Genomic DNA, 18264 nt, shown 5'->3' with positions numbered 1-18264 from the left:
TCATGTATATATTCTTCTTCAAACAATTTTCCATTAAAAATTTGAAGCCTAAACAGATTTATGTTAATTTTTGTAATTAAAGGAAGGAATTATTTTAATTCTCTAAGATTTGATTAGGAGGTGTAATAATGGCAAGCAAATATAAGGTGCTAGCTCTTATTTGCCTTTTTACAAGTATTGCTTTTTCATTTTTATATCGCGAAACTCAATCAGATATATATATAACATTATTTTACATAGGGGCTGGATTTACAATATTTTTCCTTATAGTTTATACAATATTTTTTTATAGAAACAAACGAACTAATGAAAAAATGGATAGCAAATTATAAAAGAATTCGAGTAATTGGAATTAAATCTATATAAACGAAAAATCTATACAAATTATTGTATAACTTCACATCGGAATAATCCGTTGTGAGGTTATTTTTCGCGTATGAAAATAAAAATAATATGACGAAAAGAACTTATAAATCCCTGTCATAAGCACTGTCTTTTAAATTATTAGAATATTTTGAAACAAATAGGTTTACTTTTAAAACCCTCGGGTATATATTATACATAAGTTATACAAAACTTATATAAAATATATACAAGGGAGAGATGGAGAATGAAAAAAGTTTTTGCATTACTCGTTTCAATGGTTTTAGTAAGTAGTTTATTTGCAGGTACAGTTTTCGCGGATGATCATGAAAATGCTATGGTAAGAATTTTACACGCTTCACCAGATGCTCCTGAAGTTGATGTTTATCTTAATGGCGACGCAGTAGTAGAAGGTGCTGGTTTTAAAGCAGCTACCGATTACATGGAAGTTCCTGCAGGAGAGCATGAAGTAGAAATTTATCCGGCTGGTACAATGGATGAAGCAGTGATTTCCGAGACTCTAACAGTTGAAGCTGGAATGGCTTATACAGTAGCTGCAACTGGTATGTTAGACAGTTTAGAACTAACGGTTGGCATGGATTCAATGGAAGTAGCAGATGGCATGACTAAAGTACGTGTCGGTCACCTTTCTCCAGATGCACCAACTGTTGATGTTGGATTAATTGATGGTGATACATTATTTGAAGGCGCAACTTTCCCTGCAATTACAGATTACATGGAATTAGACGCTGGTACGTATGATCTTGAAATTCGTACAGCAGAAGGAGATCAAGTTCTTGATCTTTCTGGTACAACTTTAGAAGAAAATACCGTTTATAGTGTATTCGCAGTCAACACAGCAGAAAACTTAGAAGTGTTAATGTTAGAAGATTACTCAGGTTCTATGCCTAGTGAAATGCCACAAACTGGTCTAGGCGGAGCTCAAGGTTCTAACATGGCATTATATGGTTTAATGGCGATGCTTGGTGGACTTGTACTTGCAGGCTTTGGATTTCGTCGTAAAGCTAACCAACAATAAATGATCATAAAAACTATACGCACGATTGCGATCCTTCTTATATTGGGAGGATCCATCGTGGTTTACACAACGTTTGATGACGAAGTACAAGCAAATAATATTCCACCAATGAAACACCATGTTTATAGTGGGGAAAAAGGTATTCCTTTAAATGAAATAGATTTTTCTGAAAAAGTAGAAACGAAAGAACAAGATTCTGTAATCGAATCTATTACTCCAACCCGAATTGCAATTCCAAGAATCCAACTTGATGCACCGGTCGTTCCGACTGGATTAAATGAAGAGGCTCAAATGGAAGTTCCGGATAACGGGGAGGAAGTAGCTTGGTTTGAACCTGGAGCAAAACCGGGGGAAGTTGGAAATACAGTACTAGCTGGGCATGTGGACGATTATACTGGACCCGCAGTATTCTTTTATTTAAAGGATTTAGTAGCAGGAGATAAAATAGAAATTACGGGGGAAGACGGGAAAGTATTTGTGTACGTGGTAAAGAAAACACAAAGCTACTTGACGGATGAAGCTCCAGTAAATGAAGTGTTCGGTGAGTCAAATGGCCAACACCTGAACGTCGTAAGCTGTACAGGACTGTATAACAAAGAACTAGCAACTCACGAAGAACGCCTAGTCATCTATACCGAACTAGCAGAAATAATCGAATAAATCCAATATGGGCTGGAATAAAAAGCTTCCTTTTTTAATAAAAAGGAAGCTTTTTTGCATGGTTTTATAAACACATAAATGTCTAACTCGAATATTTGACAGGTACCAAATCCAAATAAAGAAAATTCGACAGGTGACAGGCACCACTTCCCAAATCAAACCTATATTGAAATTATTTTTAATTAATGCTATGGTTAATTAAAATTTGGTGTAAGTGTTTTCAATTGAAAGAAACCGGTTTCTTCTGTGAGGTTTTTCTTGAATTTGCATCTAAGAAAGGAGTGTTTGCGATAGTGCAGCTTATAAATAAGTTCAAGAAGATGAGTCTGAAAGGTCGTATAGCGATTGTATTTGCAGTAAGCACTTTTATTCCGCTTCTCTTTACCGTGGTTTTTTCCTACTTCACTATGTCATCGATTTTAACAAATAAATTAAATACAACCTTTAACAGTAATTTAAATCAAATCAGGTTAACACTTGAAAATACGATTGATGACATGAACTATGTTTCGCAACAAATCGATTTTTCGGAGAATATAAACATTACATTAGAAAACTATCTTAAACTAGAACCCTCACTAGAAAAAACCCAACTATACGATGAAATAAAGAATGAATTAAATGTCATCACATTTAGTAATCCGAATATTGGGCTCTCTCTTTTGTATATAGAAGAGGATGATAGTTACGTATTTAACAGCCATTGGGCTAAGGATGATTTTACTTTAAGAAATGACCCATTATTTATAAAAGGATATAAGATTGATAACTTTGGTCCTCACGTAAGTATGGAAAGGTTTAATAATAAATCCGTTCTCTCTACTGTGAGGGAATTAGATATTAATTATTCTCAAAATGTATATTTGTATATAGAATCTAACCTAGATTTAACAAAAAATATACTAGAATCAGATAATGTTATTAATGAAACAAGCTATCTAATATTGGATGAAAATAAAAAAATCATTTACTCCGAACAAGAAAAAGCGTTCTCCATCAATCAAACCTTCAATCCCCAAAGTAATAAAAATTATGGTACAACAGATGGCTATTATTGGTTTAGAGAAGATACAGAACGAGGATGGAGCATCGTTTCCTTAATTTCTGTTTCACAGTACAACGAAGAAATTAATCAGTGGATTATTATGATGATTTATATTGCCATACTATTCGTCGTGATTAGTTTAGTTGTAGGATTATTATTATGGAAAACATTCTACAAACCACTAAATCAATTTAATAGAGAAGTAAAGTTGATGGGAGACAGTAACTTTCATTCAGAAATTGTCCAAACATCAATTCCTGAATTTATAGATTTAACTCATCGTTTCCGGTATATGAGAAAACAAATTTCCACTTTAATCACAGAAATCGAGCAAAAAGAAAGGAATAGAGCGGATTTAGAGGTGGAAAAGCTGCTTCATCAAATTAATCCACACTTTTTAATGAATACCCTAGATACCGCAAGATGGCTAGCTGTCTCAGGTGAAAAAGATCAAGTAATCCATCTCATTTCTTCCTTAAATAAAATTCTTTATTACAACATGGGAAAGTTAGGCCAGTCCTCAACTTTAAAGGATGAATTAGATAGTATGGAGCAGTATTTACAGCTGCAGCAAATACGCTATGATTTCACCTATAACATCAATATTTACCTTGATGATAGATTATTAAATACTTATGTCCCAAGATTTATTCTTCAGCCAATTGTTGAAAATTCGATCTATCATGGCTTGGTAGATGACGGACAAATTGACGTAAATATTCAGCTTCACAATCATGAAATTATGATTGAAGTAAAGGACGATGGTAGAGGAATGTCTCGGGAGAAGATTAATAGAATACTATATACAGATCAGCTAGAAGAAAAGAAGCAAGGGATGGGAATTGGTTTGAATTATGTAAAGAGAATACTAGAAAAAACCTATCATAAAAAAGCAAGAATCGAAATTGTAAGTACTATAAACAAAGGAACAAGCGTTATTCTATATATACCAAATGGAGGGGAGAAAAGTGATTCGAGTATTATTAGTAGAGGACGATAAATTAGTGCGAAAAAGCTTAATCTCATCTTTTAATTGGGAAGCTTTTGATATGAAAGTGGTTGGTGATGCGAAGCACGGTGAGAAAGCGTTGGAGTTTTTAGAAACTGAGAACGTTGATTTAATCATCACCGATTTAGCAATGCCGATTATGTCAGGAACTGAACTAATACGGAAGGTCAAGGAAAAATATCCAGCCATTCATGTCGTTGTCTTATCCCTTCACCGGGATTTTGATTATATTCAAGAAGCCATGCGCCTTGGTGCGATTGACTACATTGCGAAAGTAGAACTCGATAATGAGCAAATGGATAAAACCTTAAAAAGAATTCATGACCGTATTAAAATGGACGAAGATCCCATTATGACAACAGGTAAAACGGACATAGAAGCAGTAAACAAGGGCTATCTTGTTATCACGGATGAAGAGATTGATAAGTATGAAAGGAACCTGCGAAATACATTTCAGACTGCTTCGATGCTGGTACTAGGAGTAAATGTATTATATGTCGACTATGACTTAGATGCTTCCAAACTAAAAGAGCAAATTTCTTCAACCATTCATTCTAATGAACAGGTGCTGTTAGTTGAAATTGATAGCGAGAATAAGCTAGAAGTGAATGAACTAGAAAGCTTTGTAAGAAAGTATAAAGATTCCATTCTATTTTATGAGGTAGAACAAAAAGGATTCCTATCATTTTTCACGTTAAAAAGTGCCAATTTAATAAGGAGACGAGCCTCAAATGAAGATGTGCAGAAATTAAAAGAAGAGTTAATCTCTTTAAAGTGGTGCCGTAGCGATGAATTATTAGAACGCACATTATACGATTTAAAAGAATTAGGACTAGCAAAGAGTAAACTAATGGGACTCTTATTATTGACTATTCATGAATGCAGACGTATTTATGCAGACATTCTTTCCATCGACCTAACTTTACCTGATGAGTTTAGTAGCTGGGTAGAAGTAGAATCGTGGTTTAAAGAAACCAAAGAAATTATTAATCAAAAGCTTTTTTATACATCAGTATCAGAAGAAACGACGGCGTGTATTATTGAAGCAATACAAATTATTGAAAAAAAGATAAATATATCGATTACTGCAAATGAAATTGCAAAGGACGTTAATATGAGCAGAAGCTACTTCTCCATGTGCTTTAAACAGGTAGTAGGGAATACATTTAATGAATATGTAAGGATTGCACGAATAAGAAAAGCGAAAAACTTCTTATTGTTTACGAGTGAGAAGGTATCTGTTATCTCAGAAAAAGTGGGCTACGCTGATGTAAAGTATTTTAGTAAAGTATTTAAGAAGTCGACTGGTTTTCTGCCTAGTGAATATAGAAAACAACAAAAAGAGGAGTAAATATGTTCTTTAATAGTTAGACAATTGTTTTCTTTGTGAAAGAATGAGTAAACTTATCAAAAAAAGTAAACATTTAACCCCTTTAAACTGGACACACTTGACTTATTGAATGCGTTTACATTATTGGTATCATTAGAGTTGTAAGAAATACATTAAAGGAAAAGAGGGGTTTTACATGAAAGTGAAGGGGAAAATTTTCGCTCTACTTATTTTGTTATTTTTATTACTTTTAGCAGCATGTTCTGATGATGCTGGTACGAATGAAGAGTCCGAGGGGACGGATGGAGAAACTACGGAAGAAACAGCTAGTGATGAGGATGCAGATCCTTTTGGAGCATATGAGGAAGCGATTACAATTGCGATTGGCCAGGAGGTTGATCCAACGGATACGAGTTTAGAAGAGGGCGAGACACCGCTTAATAACAAGTATGTGAATCATGTGAAAGAAAATTTAAATATTGATATGGAACATGCCTTTACAGCATCTCCTGCCAATTATGACCAAAAAGTAAGTTTGGCAATTGCTAGTAATGACTTACCTGATGCAATGATCGTTGGTCCGGTTGAATTACGACAAATGGTAGAAGCGGATCAATTAGCAGACTTGACACAGGTTTATGAAGACTACGCGTCACCTGCAATCAAAGAAATTATAGATAGTACAGATGGTGTTGCATTAGAAAACGTAACATTTGACGGTAAAATAATGGCGATTCCGAATTCGCAAGCATCCGCGGATGGTATCCACAATATGTGGATCAGAAAAGATTGGTTAGATGAACTTGGACTTGAGCCACCTACGACTTTAGAGGAATTAAAAGAAGTAGCAAGAGCTTTTGTAGAAGATGATCCTGATGGAAATGGTGAGGACGATACGATTGGTCTAGCAGGTCCAGATACAAGCAATAAATTATATGCAAACTTCTTAGAATCAACCAATAATTTATACGGTTTTGATGGTATTTTTTCCGCACACCATGCGTATCCAGGTTATTGGATCGAAGGTGAGGACGGGGAGCCAGTTTATGGTTCAACTTTACCTGAAACAAAAGATGCTTTAGCAACACTTAGAGATATGTATGCAGAAGGTTTAATTGATAGAGAAATGGGAGTAAGAGAAGATTCTGGTGAATCTGTTATTAGTGGGAAAACAGGAATGTTCTCTGGACCTTTCTGGATGCCTTATGGACCGATAACAGATGCGGTTACAGAAAACCCAGAAGCTAATTGGCAGTCATATGCTGTTCCATTAGACGAGAACGGAGAGTATACACCACACTTAAGTACACCAACAAGCTCGTATGTTGTGGTTCGAAAAGGTTATGAGCATCCTGAAGCTCCAATGAAAATATTAAACAATTTATTTGCCCATGAATCAGAGTTTGATCATATGGAAGGTGGCGGTGGACCGGGTCATTATCCATTAAGACTCGTTTACGCTCCTGCTGATGAAATGGAAGTTACTACGGTTGCCATGCGTGAAGTGTTAGCTGGAACCAAGGAACCTGAGGATTTTTATGATATGCCTGCTTATAAATTAATTAAAAACGATGTAGATACTGTTTTTGATACGAAGCTTGAGCCATATGACAATATGGATATCGAATATTGGGATATTTCTTCGACTAGCTTTACTCGAGCATATTCTGCTTTAGTTGGTACAGCACCTCAGGTTGATACAGAAGTGAACGGCGTTAAAAGTTTAATTTATTCGCAAACCGAAACAATGGAAGGCCGTTGGGTGAACTTAAAGAAATTAGAAGATGAAACCTTCTTAAAAATCATTATGGGCTCTGAACCATTAGATTCCTTTGATCAATTTGTAGAGGATTGGAAGCAGCAAGGTGGAGATCAAATAACAGAGGAAGTAGCAGAAGTAGTAAATTGATTTAAATTTTAAAGGCGTCGAAGCTTTTCGGCGCCTTCTATCAATTCACAACTTAGCAAAGAGGGAGCGTTTATTATGAAAGCAAAAGGCTTTGCCAAACATTACTATTTGATGATGCTTCCAGGTTTTGTTTGGTTATTTATTTTCAGTATTATACCGATGTTTGGCATCATCATTGCATTTCAAGATTTTAATCCAGGTCAAGGGGTTTTTAATTCTGAATTTGTTGGTCTAGAGACATTTAAGTACATGTTCCAATTAAATGATACCCCAATTATCTTTTTTAATACGATGTTTATTGCGATTATGAAAATAATAGGAAACTTAATTGTTCCTTTAGTGTTTGCTTTAATGCTTCATGAATTAAGGTATATCGGTTTGAAGCGTTCGATTCAGACAATTGTTTATTTACCTCACTTTCTATCATGGGTAATTCTTGGTGGAGTAATGTTAGATATATTTGCATACCAAGGTCCGGTTAACCAATTATTAGGTGTATTCGGAGTAGAGCCGATTCTATTTTTCGGTAGAGCGGACTTATTTCCATTCTTAGTAGTTGGAAGTGATGTGTGGAAGGAGTTTGGTTTTAATACGATTATCTATCTTGCAGCGTTAACTGGTATTAATCCTGCTTTATATGAAGCTTCAGGTATTGATGGTGCATCACGCATGCGAATGCTTTGGCACATTACGCTACCTGGTATTAGAACAACTGCCGTGTTACTAGCAGTACTGGGCTTAGGGAATGTATTAAACGCAGGCTTTGATCAAATTTTCAACCTATATAATCCGCTTGTTTATTCCACAGGTGACATTATTGATACGTGGGTATACAGAACAGGGTTATTAAATCTTCAATATGAGCTAGCAACTGCAGTAGGATTATTAAAATCAGTCGCAGGCTTTATCTTAATTAGTGTGTCGTATTACCTGGCATATAAATTTACAAACTATAGAATCTTTTAATGGGAGGGGGAACATATCATGGTTAAAAATAAAACATTGTCAGCAAAAATATTTGATATCGTACTGATCGTTATATTGTGTTCGATTGCTTTAACGTGTATTTTGCCATTATGGTATACACTATCTGTGTCACTTAGTTCGAAATCAGCGGCTGCAGCAGGCATCATCACACTTTGGCCGGTAGATTTTAATTTAACCTCCTATCAACAGCTTTTAGGCGACACACAATTTTTTAAATCGTTTTGGATATCAATTCAACGTGTCGTTTTAGGGGCAGGACTTAACTTTATTATCGTACCATTAATGGCATACCCTCTATCAAAAACAGTAAAAGATTTCAGAGGTCGAAATGTGATTATGTGGACTGTTATTTTTACCATGTTATTTAATGGGGGGTTAATCCCACTTTATTTAACGATCCAAGAATTGAATTTAATGAACAGTGTGTGGGCCCTTGTATTAGTAGGTGGAGCTCAGACGATTGTTTTCAATATAATACTCACGATAAACTTTTTTAGAAATTTACCTAAATCTCTTGAAGAAGCAGCACTTGTTGATGGTGCGGGACCATGGTATATCTTGTTTAAGCTATTTATTCCACTTTCGATACCGGTGCTTGCTACCGTGACTTTATTTAGTATTGTGTATCATTGGAATGAATTTTTATACGGCTTAATATTTATGACAAGAGAAGAGTTTTATCCGCTTCAAACCTATATTCAGCAATTAGTAGTATCAATAGATCCATCTCAAATGACAGAAGATCAATATAAACGAATGAGTGAAATGTCGAATCGAACCTTAGACGCTGCAAAAATCTTTATTGCGATGATCCCAGTTTTAGTCGTTTATCCATTTTTACAACGTTATTTCATTCATGGTATAACACTTGGGTCTGTAAAAGAATAGAAGAGTAAAAGAGGGATACTATGGAATCATTTGCTTTAGAACGAATATATCGCTTCACCGATATCATTATAAGGACCGCTTATATTAATATTCTTGTGATCATTTTCTCCTTGCTAGGACTGATTTTGTTCGGGTTCTTTCCTGCTATTATTGCAGCCTTTTCGATATTCAGAAAATGGTTGACCGGGTACAGTGATATAGCGATAACGAAAAATTTCTGGCGAATTTACAAACGAGAATTTATAAGAGGTAATCTCGTCGGTTTTATAGTCGTACTGATTGGCGGATTGCTTTATATTAACATGTCGATTGCTGAAGTGATTCAGCATGACGCGATTCGCCTTACCTATTATCCACTCCTCGCCGTAAATATATTGTTTTTGGGAATGTTGATTTATTTATTACCGATGTATGTGCATTTTGACATGAAGGTCATCGAATTGTTTAAAAATGCTTTTCTGTGCATGTTTGCGATGCCGTTACTGACTATTATTTTAGTTGTAACGGTAGTGCTGCTCTATCTTTTATTCACCGTAATTCCAGGCTTACTTCCATTCTTTGGTTTTAGCTTGTTTATACTCGTAATGATGAAAGGTGCACTCATCTCGTTTGAAAGAATGCTGCATTTTTCAGAGATGGCAAGGGAATAGCTATCTTTACGCTTTAAAATAATCACAGAAATATTGGAGTTGACAGGATGATCAGACTTTTTCAAAGACACCGCATACGAAAGAATAGAGAAGTACACGGACTCTGGGAGTTCCAAACTATTAATGCTTCAGACAAATTATCCAGTAAAAGATATCAATTACCTGTACCGAGCTGCTGGGAGATGCATCCGGAATTTCTTACCTATCGAGGGAAGGCCATTTATCGAAAATATTTCGAAGTGAAGGAAAAAACAAATATAAGACTCGAGTTTAAAGGGGTTAGTCATACAGCAACTGTGTTGGTTGACGGAAATATAGTGGCCACGCACTATAATGCTTATACCCCTTTTTCTGTTTTACTTCCGAACGTAGACGGAGGGGAACATTTACTGGAGGTTTTGGTAGATAATCGATTTACAGAGGATTCTGCCCTGCATATTCCCAATGATTATTATACGTATGGTGGCATCATTCGATCGGTAATATTAGAAGAGATTCCAGATTGTTATATCGAAAAAATGAAAGCCATACCAAAAAAAGTAGATGATGAATGGCACTTGGAATTAGAAGCGCATATTTCTAATCTAACAGACGAGAGACAAAAGGTAAGAATGGAAGCAACGATTGCTGACACTAGAGTGATCACGCCATTTTCTGAAGTTGAAAAGGGTAAAACTGTAATGATTAGACGTTCTATTCCAATACAAAATATACGTGAATGGTCATCCCAAAAGCCGAACTTATACGAATTAGAGCTAAATTTATATCGAGGCGAAGCTTCTGAACCTATTGATGATCAAATCGATAGAATCGGGTTTCGGACGATTACAACGTTAGATGGGCATATTCAATTAAATGGGGAGAACATTGTGATGAGAGGATTTAATAGGCACGAGGATCATCCGCAAGTAGGCGCTTCTTTTTCCCAAACGTTGATGGTACATGATTTAGAATTGATGAAGGATATGGGTGCAAATACAGTAAGAACCAGCCACTATCCAAATGATGAGTTGTTTTTAGACCTGTGTGATGAGATGGGCTTCTTTGTATGGGAAGAGAATCATGCAAGAGGGCTAAGCTTGGAGCGTATGCAACATCCTAAATTTCAAGAGCAGTGCCTTCAAGTAAATGAAGAGATGGTCACGAACCATATTCACCATCCATCGATTATCATTTGGGGAATTTTAAATGAGTGTGCGAGTAATACAGAAGAAGGAAGAGAGATGTATAAAGAACAAATCGAGCAAATTAGAGCGTTAGATAACAGTAGGCCCGTTACTTTCGCATCACACCACCGAGCAGAAGAGCTCTGTTTTGATTTGGTAGATATCTGCTCGTTTAATTTATATCCCAAGTGGTACACAGACGAAGATCCAAAAGTATTAGTAGAAGAAGCTAAAAAATGGGCAGAAGAATTAGGTGGAAAAGGTAAACCAATGATTATGAGTGAGTTTGGCGGAGATGGTATATACGGTTACCGAAGTCCAACACATGTAAAAGGGACAGAGGAACGACAAGCGGAAATAATAAGACTTAATCTAAAAGCCTATGAGGAAAAATCGTATATTAGCGGCATGTTGATTTGGCAGTTTGCCGATTGTCGCGTAACAGAGGGGTTAGGGTTTTTATTAACGCGAGCAGGAACGATGAATCAAAAAGGAATGGTTGATACATACCGAAGACCGAAGCTTGCATATCAAACCGTTCAAGAAATTTGGAAAAAGGGAGATAAAAAATCATGAAATTTACAGACGGAAATTGGCTAGTCAAAGACGGATATCAGATACATTTTCCAAAAGAAGTGCATGAGGTTTCAGAAGCGGATAATAGTGTAACACTGTATGCCCCATGTCGTTTTATTAATCACCGTGGAGATACGCTTCAAGGGCCAGTTCTTACGATCAAATTATCTTCACCCGCTGAGGATGTTGTGCGCGTTCAAACCTGGCATTACATGGGAAGAAAAGAAGCTTTTCCGAGATTTAATGTTAAAAGTGATTCAAGAAAGATAAGCCTTTCACATGCTGAAAATAAAGTAACTTTTTCTAGCGGTACTCTTAAAGTGACGATCGATAAAAAATCCTTTCAGATAGATTTAGAGAATGCCACAAATAAGCTAACTAGCATGGATAGTAAGGGTCTAGCCTGGATTGAAGCTCCAGAAGATAAAACCTATATGCGCGGACAATTAAAGTTAGGTGTAGGAGAGCACCTTTATGGTCTTGGCGAACGTTTTACACCATATGTAAAAAATGGTCAGTCGGTAGAAATATGGAATCGTGATGGCGGTACAAGTTCAGAACAGTCCTATAAAAACATTCCGTTTTATTTAAGTAGTAAAGGCTATGGTGTTTTTGTTAATCACCCAGAAGCGGTTGATTTTGAGCTTGGCTCTGAGACGGTGTCAAAAGCACAATTCAGTGTAGAAGGAGAGCATTTGGATTATTACTTTATCAATGGTCCTACCCCTAAAGAAGTAATCAGCCGTTATACAGATTTAACAGGTAGACCAGCCCTTCCACCAGCATGGTCGTTTGGTTTGTGGTTATCGACTTCCTTTACCACGGATTATAATGAAGAAACGGTCAATCATTTTGTTGATGGCATGGCGGAACGGGGAATCCCACTCAGTGTTTTCCACTTTGACTGTTTTTGGATGAAGGAATTTGAGTGGAGTAACTTTATCTGGGATGCCGATAATTTCCCTGATCCAAAAGGAATGCTCCAACGATTAAAGGAGAAGGGGTTAAAAATCTGTGTTTGGATCAATCCTTATATTGCTCAGAAATCGGTCCTTTTTGAAGAAGGAAAAGCAAACGGATACTTAATCAAGCGTCCAAATGGAGATGTTTGGCAATGGGATCTCTGGCAACCTGGTATGGCAATTGTTGATTTTAGTAATCCGGATGCCTGCAAGTGGTACCAATCAAAGCTAAAAGCACTCCTTGATATGGGTGTCGATTCTTTTAAAACGGACTTTGGTGAACGGATACCGACAGATGTCGTATATCATGATGGATCCAATCCAGAGAAAATGCATAACTATTATACGTATTTATATAATGAAGTTGTTTTTGACCTGTTGAAAAAGGAAAAAGGAGAAGCGGAAGCTGTCGTTTTCGCACGTTCTGCAACAGTCGGTGGTCAAAAATTCCCTGTTCATTGGGGAGGAGATTGTGATTCTACGTATGATGCAATGGCAGAGAGCTTACGTGGAGGCTTATCGTTAACCAGCTCCGGATTTGGCTATTGGAGTCATGATATTGGTGGATTTGAAAATACAGCAACGCCAGACGTGTTTAAGCGTTGGACTGCATTCGGTTTGCTATCTAGTCATAGTCGTTTTCACGGTAGTTCGTCCTATCGTGTGCCATGGAACTTTGATCAAGAAGCGGTTGAGGTCGCACGCAAATTTACTAAATTAAAAAATAGCTTAATGCCATATTTATATGGAAAAGCAGTAGAAAACAAGGAAACAGGTATTCCGGTGATGCGCTCGATGCTTCTCGAATTTCCAGACGATGTCCTTTGTGAAACATTAGATCGTCAGTATATGTTAGGGGATGCTATGTTGGTCGCGCCAATTTTTAATGAAGATAGTATCGGTTCTTTTTATCTACCAAAAGGGACATGGACACACTATTTAAGTGGAGAAGTTATAGAGGGTGGAACATGGATCAAAGAAAAGTATGATTATTTCAGTCTACCTTTATTTGTTCGGGAAAATACTATCCTACCTGTTGGTAAATCTGAAGACAATCCAGTCTATGATTATGCAGATGAAATTACTTTTAAAGTCTATCAACCTATGGAAGGATCGACTATAACTAGAAATCTGGTAGATGTCTCTGGGAAAGTAATCGGTGCTGTTGGTATGCGCAGAGAAGGTGATGTGTTGCATATAGAAACGTCTGGTATAGATAAGGGCTTTTATGTGGATGTGATAGGAATGAAGAAAATTAAGGTGGAAAAAGGAGAATCAAGCTGCCAAATCGAATTAATTTAATAAGGGAATTACCCAAGCGAAAAGCGCAGATGCTTTTCGCTTTCTACTCTTTTTAATAGGAATGAAGGAGGGTGATTATGTTGACAAGAATAAAAGTGGGTATCATTGGCTTTGGTTTGCAGGGACAAAAATATGCTTCCATGATAGCGGAAGATGTAGATATTGGCCTTGATCTTGTTGCTGTAAGTGCTAGAGATAGCAATAAATCACAGCTAGTTGATAAGCGTATTGCATTTTTCACAGATTATAGAGATCTATTGCGTGATAGTCACGTCCAAGCAGTTATTATTTGTGTTCCTCATTATCTACATCCTACAATTTCTAAAGAAGCTTTATTGGCTAGAAAACATGTATTAGTGGAGAAGCCTGCAGGTGTTTACGCGCATGAAGTTAGAGAAGTTAATGCTATTTCTGAACAATTTCCTGATTTAGCGTATGCGATCCTTTACAATGAACGCTTGAAACCAATCTACCAGTATTTGAAAGCAGAATTAGCTCGCGGTGATTTAGGCGAAGTTAGAAAAGTGAATTGGATTCTTACGAAAAATTGGCGACCTGAATCATACTACAAACAAAATAACTGGCGTGCAACCTGGAACGGAGAAGGCGGCGGCCTTTTAATTAATCAACTTTCCCATCAAATTGATTTACTACAATGGTTATTTGGAATGCCAACACATGTGTCTGCTCAACTAAAGTATGGGTCACAAAGAAATATCGAAGCGGATGATGACGTGTCTTTCTTATGGCGACTCAAAAACGGGGCAAATGTAGTAATGGATGCTTGTACACATGATCTACTTGGAACAGATCGATTAGAAATTTTGACCGATAAAGCTAAGATTTTGGTAGAAAATAGTTCGGTTATAACTGTTAAAAAAATGGAGAGAAATGAGAAAGAATGGAGTGAACAAATAGAACCCGAAAAAGTCAAAAATATTCATGATCATATAAGTTATGAAGAAGAAAAAATAGATTTCAGTAAGGAATCTGTTCATGTATACAAGGAAGTTTTTAAGAATTTTGTGAAGCACATAAATGGAATAGAATCCCCTGTAGCAGAAGGAAAAGAAGGGATAAATAGTGTAGAAATTACAAATGCCCTATATCTTTCAGATTGGCTTAATAAAGAGGTAAGTTTGCCGGTAGACGCAAATAGTTTTATGTTGGAGCTGCAACGAAAAATCGAAGAATAAAACATGGATATCTTTGGATTAGTATATTTGCTATTATTATAAGATTAATAGTAAAGAAAGCTAAATAAAATAAGAAATGTTAAAGAGCTTATTCATACCTTTTATGGATAAGTTTTTTTAATAGAAAAATAGCGTAAGCCTTAATTAAACTGAGTTATATGAACTACAAAATAAACCAAAGTATGAGTAAGTACCCACAAATAAAAATAAAATATTTAAAAAAATAATTATTTTACTAGTTCTTTTAAACTATTTATGGTAAAATGAAATTCGACAGATGCCCGACACAGTTCGACAGGTGACAGGCACCAAACTTCAAAAGGAAGGTGTTTTAACATGAATATTAAAGAGATTATTGGTTTGATTAATGATGCTATGAATGAAATGGATTATATTGCTGCGAGAAAGTATATGGAGAAGAATTTAGATGTGCTGGATGGGAGGAAGCATTTGTTGAACCGGAATGCGAGAGAACTTTATGATTTTGTGAAGAATCGTGTGGATTCTGGTCATCAAGGCTTATCTAAACAGGATATGGCAGCTATCCATGCCATCAATATTTATGCTGAAAAATTTGATCTGCGTGGATTGAAGCTGATGGTTAAAGAGCGTCCTCAACTTTTTATGCTACGTGAAGCAGAAGGCTATTTAAATAACGATGCTAAGGTGATTTTAATTGGTATGGGTGTACTCAAGAAAGAAGCGGTCTCATAAACCTAAATCATCGAGAGAATTATCGTTGTACATAAATTCTCATAAAAGAAAAGACTATTATTCTACTAGATAAAGCTTTATGGTAGATGATATGAGAATTTATTTAAAGTGAGGTTTTATAATGAAAGTTATCGCACCTAAAGTATCATTTAATTTACCTTCTAAAAATTTCCATGAAATTTATGAGGAAGAAGATCCAGAATTAGAATTATGTGAGGTTAATGAATCGATTTTTGAAAATGAAGTGTTGCCTAGAATTCGATTATATAAAGTGATCATTAAAAATTGTAGATTTAACAATACCGATTTTTCGAATATTGATATCACAGATGTCATTTTTAAAAATTGTGATTTATCTAATACAAAAATGAACAAGTCTTCCATACACAGAACTCTCTTTTCTAATTGTAAATTAATAGGTGTCGATTTTACTCATTCCAACCTTGGCAATATCACCTTTGATGATTCTATTTTAAACTTAGTAGCATTTGGTGAGTCGAAGCTCGAAAAGGTTTCTTTTCAAAATTGTGCCTTAGAAAGTTCAGACTTTTATGAATGCAAATTTAAGGGGATTGAATTAAAAGCTTGTAATATTGATGGCGTTAATTTTGAGCGAACCTCATTAAAAGGGATTGATATTAGTACCTCAACTTTTGAATCCATTATTCTCTCTGTAGAGGATTTAAAAGGATGTAAGGTGTCTTCTTATCAAGCCATTCAATTTGCTAGTTTGTTAGGATTAGAAGTGGTTGATTAATCTAAGTAAAAGATAAGCTACTACAATTTTTAATGAATTTAAAATAAAGAAAAGGAACAAATCAACTTTTGATTTGTTCCTTTTTGGTAAGTAAAAAATCGCTACGTACCATTAGTCTAGAATGACATATCCTCTTCCATTTCGGTTAGTAGCTCCTCCATTTTTTCGAGGTGGTGTACTTCGATTAATTTGATAGAAAAAAAGTTCAGTACTGGTTTTAAATAGGCAATAAACTTCTCATTCCTCATCCAGATTTCTTTTGGAATAAATTCATTCTTAACAAGCATAGAAACAAAATCTTCTTGGTATTTCTTTGGATCTTTAGAAGGCGGAAACATTTCATGATGAATTACTTGAGTTGATTTTTTGTCCACAGCAAGCATTAATTCTGGAAAGAAACCTCGATCATTTGGGCCTTCTTGGACAGGCTCTGGAAAAAGAACAAAATCGAGTTCTAGTGGATGGTTGATTTTTTCAAATTGCTTTTTCACTCGCATTAATTCTATTTCTGAAATCAATAATGGCGGGTTAGGAATCATGTTTGCTTGATCAAATTGGTCTTTAGGATCAACAGTATCATCCCGCCAATTCCCTTTAGAATCTAAATTACGAGCAAACCACTTACTAGTTGCTGTGTCGAAATTTAAGCTACCCTCGTTCACTTTTTTTGAAATATCAATAATATGAGGAATTGTCTGCTTTAAAATCGATACCTCTTCATGGGTTAACTGCCAAGGAAGATAACCGGGCTCTTGCATTAAGAAGGATGGCCAGCCTTTTTTCCCACGATAGTTTCTTCCAACTTCCTCAATCAGCGAAATGTCATTTTCTTCTAACATATCTTTATTATCAAAGGATAATGTAATCGTTCGCTGGTTCATAATTAAATCAACATCTAACTCTTCTTCGTTATCATGATTAAATATAGTTTGAATAAGTGACATTAATCCGTCTTTTCCCGGATAACACGCAATACCTTCCATGATGCCAGCATTCCCCATAACGGAGCAATAGACATAATCATCTAATTCCGGATTCCAAATGGCAATGATTTGTTCATCAGCTATGTTTTTCCAAGGCTTCACTTTGTATAGTTTGTCAGCTAGATCAAAAAGTTCTTGCCACTCTTCAATAGGAATATTTGCCGTTACGTCCATGGGAGCATAATATTCCTGTATGGGCTCTAATTGTTGATTCACATATTTTACAATTTCTTTCGGTTTTAGATCTGTGTATAAAGGACGTATCTCTGGTCCCATTTTACTATCTTCCTCTGGAGGGAACTGACGGGCTCCCGTGCATATAGGATATGTTTTATCTGCCTCTTTATCTAAAATATTCTCTAATTCTATCGTATGTTCCCAATTGTCACCTAAATCATAGGTGTAGGTTACTTTATCCTTTATTTGCGTAAAAGCGTCAGATAATAGCACTTCTTCTTCATCCAAATATCTATGGTTAATGGAATCGAACTGATGGAGTCCTTCGTCGGAAGGTTCAATAAAAATCGGTCTACCGTGAGCATCTTGGAAAATTGGTGAATAAAAATGATAGAGATGGGCATTCTCCCAATCAAAGGCTAATTGGATAATATTGTGTAAATTTTGAAAATCGGTATCATCTTCTACTAATATTCTGCGCCATATCGGTGGTTTTGCGCCGTTTAGACTTATTTTTAGTTGATAGATCACGTGAGCACAACCTTTCTCTT

Annotated in this window: 14 protein-coding genes; 13 read left to right on the top strand and 1 reads right to left on the bottom strand. The window is 35.8% G+C overall.

Annotated features, from left to right (window positions below):
- Nucleotides 1-610: 610 nt before the first annotated feature.
- The 13 genes from DFR57_RS00755 (at nt 611) to DFR57_RS00695 (ending at nt 16553) form a co-directional block, all read left to right on the top strand.
- Complete coding sequence (locus DFR57_RS00755) at nt 611-1402, top strand: DUF4397 domain-containing protein (RefSeq protein WP_114351223.1); 792 nt, start codon at nt 611-613, stop codon at nt 1400-1402.
- A 57-nt stretch (nt 1403-1459) separates the two neighbouring features.
- Nucleotides 1460-2062 (top strand): class F sortase, encoded by a 603-nt coding sequence (locus tag DFR57_RS00750; RefSeq protein WP_170132865.1) that lies wholly within the window; start codon nt 1460-1462, stop codon nt 2060-2062.
- 293 nt (nt 2063-2355) lie between these two features.
- Entirely contained in the window at nt 2356-4107 is a 1752-nt protein-coding gene (locus DFR57_RS00745) for a sensor histidine kinase (protein ID WP_170132864.1), read from the top strand.
- Complete coding sequence (locus DFR57_RS00740) at nt 4076-5467, top strand: response regulator transcription factor (RefSeq protein ID WP_114351220.1); 1392 nt, start codon at nt 4076-4078, stop codon at nt 5465-5467. The genes DFR57_RS00745 and DFR57_RS00740 overlap by 32 nt, the downstream gene beginning before the upstream one ends.
- A gap of 175 nt (nt 5468-5642) precedes the next feature.
- Nucleotides 5643-7355, top strand: a complete 1713-nt coding sequence (locus DFR57_RS00735; RefSeq protein WP_114351219.1) for an extracellular solute-binding protein — start codon at nt 5643-5645, stop codon at nt 7353-7355.
- A 75-nt stretch (nt 7356-7430) separates the two neighbouring features.
- Nucleotides 7431-8321 carry an ABC transporter permease gene (locus tag DFR57_RS00730; RefSeq protein WP_114351218.1) on the top strand — a complete coding sequence of 297 codons (891 nt, stop codon included), beginning with the start codon at nt 7431-7433 and terminating at the stop codon, nt 8319-8321.
- An 18-nt stretch (nt 8322-8339) separates the two neighbouring features.
- Entirely contained in the window at nt 8340-9230 is an 891-nt protein-coding gene (locus tag DFR57_RS00725) for a carbohydrate ABC transporter permease (RefSeq protein WP_114351217.1), read from the top strand.
- Between the two features lie 20 nt (nt 9231-9250).
- A complete protein-coding gene (locus DFR57_RS00720) occupies nt 9251-9880 on the top strand; it encodes a YesL family protein (RefSeq protein ID WP_114351216.1) in 630 nt (209 codons plus the stop codon).
- 47 nt (nt 9881-9927) lie between these two features.
- Nucleotides 9928-11622 (top strand): glycoside hydrolase family 2 protein, encoded by a 1695-nt coding sequence (locus DFR57_RS00715; protein ID WP_114351215.1) that lies wholly within the window; start codon nt 9928-9930, stop codon nt 11620-11622.
- Nucleotides 11619-13886 (top strand): alpha-xylosidase, encoded by a 2268-nt coding sequence (gene yicI, locus DFR57_RS00710; RefSeq protein WP_114351214.1) that lies wholly within the window; start codon nt 11619-11621, stop codon nt 13884-13886. Before DFR57_RS00715 ends, yicI begins: the two co-directional genes overlap by 4 nt.
- A gap of 77 nt (nt 13887-13963) precedes the next feature.
- Nucleotides 13964-15082, top strand: a complete 1119-nt coding sequence (locus DFR57_RS00705; RefSeq protein WP_114351213.1) for a Gfo/Idh/MocA family protein — start codon at nt 13964-13966, stop codon at nt 15080-15082.
- A gap of 336 nt (nt 15083-15418) precedes the next feature.
- Nucleotides 15419-15796, top strand: coding sequence for a hypothetical protein (locus tag DFR57_RS00700; RefSeq protein ID WP_114351212.1), 378 nt, complete (start codon nt 15419-15421; stop codon nt 15794-15796).
- A gap of 121 nt (nt 15797-15917) precedes the next feature.
- Entirely contained in the window at nt 15918-16553 is a 636-nt protein-coding gene (locus tag DFR57_RS00695; protein ID WP_114351211.1) for a pentapeptide repeat-containing protein, read from the top strand.
- Nucleotides 16554-16669: 116 nt separating this feature from the next.
- Here the strand turns inward: DFR57_RS00695 and DFR57_RS00690 are convergent, their stop codons facing one another.
- The gene (locus DFR57_RS00690) at nt 16670-18244 is read right to left on the bottom strand and encodes a plasmid pRiA4b ORF-3 family protein (RefSeq protein WP_170132863.1); all 1575 of its coding nucleotides are present in this window, start codon (nt 18242-18244) and stop codon (nt 16670-16672) included.
- Nucleotides 18245-18264: the final 20 nt, after the last annotated feature.

It is taken from the genome of Saliterribacillus persicus, from assembly GCF_003337485.1.
GTDB classification, from domain to species: Bacteria; Bacillota; Bacilli; order Bacillales; family Amphibacillaceae; genus Saliterribacillus; species Saliterribacillus persicus.
This window is presented reverse-complemented; position numbering and strand designations above follow the sequence as displayed.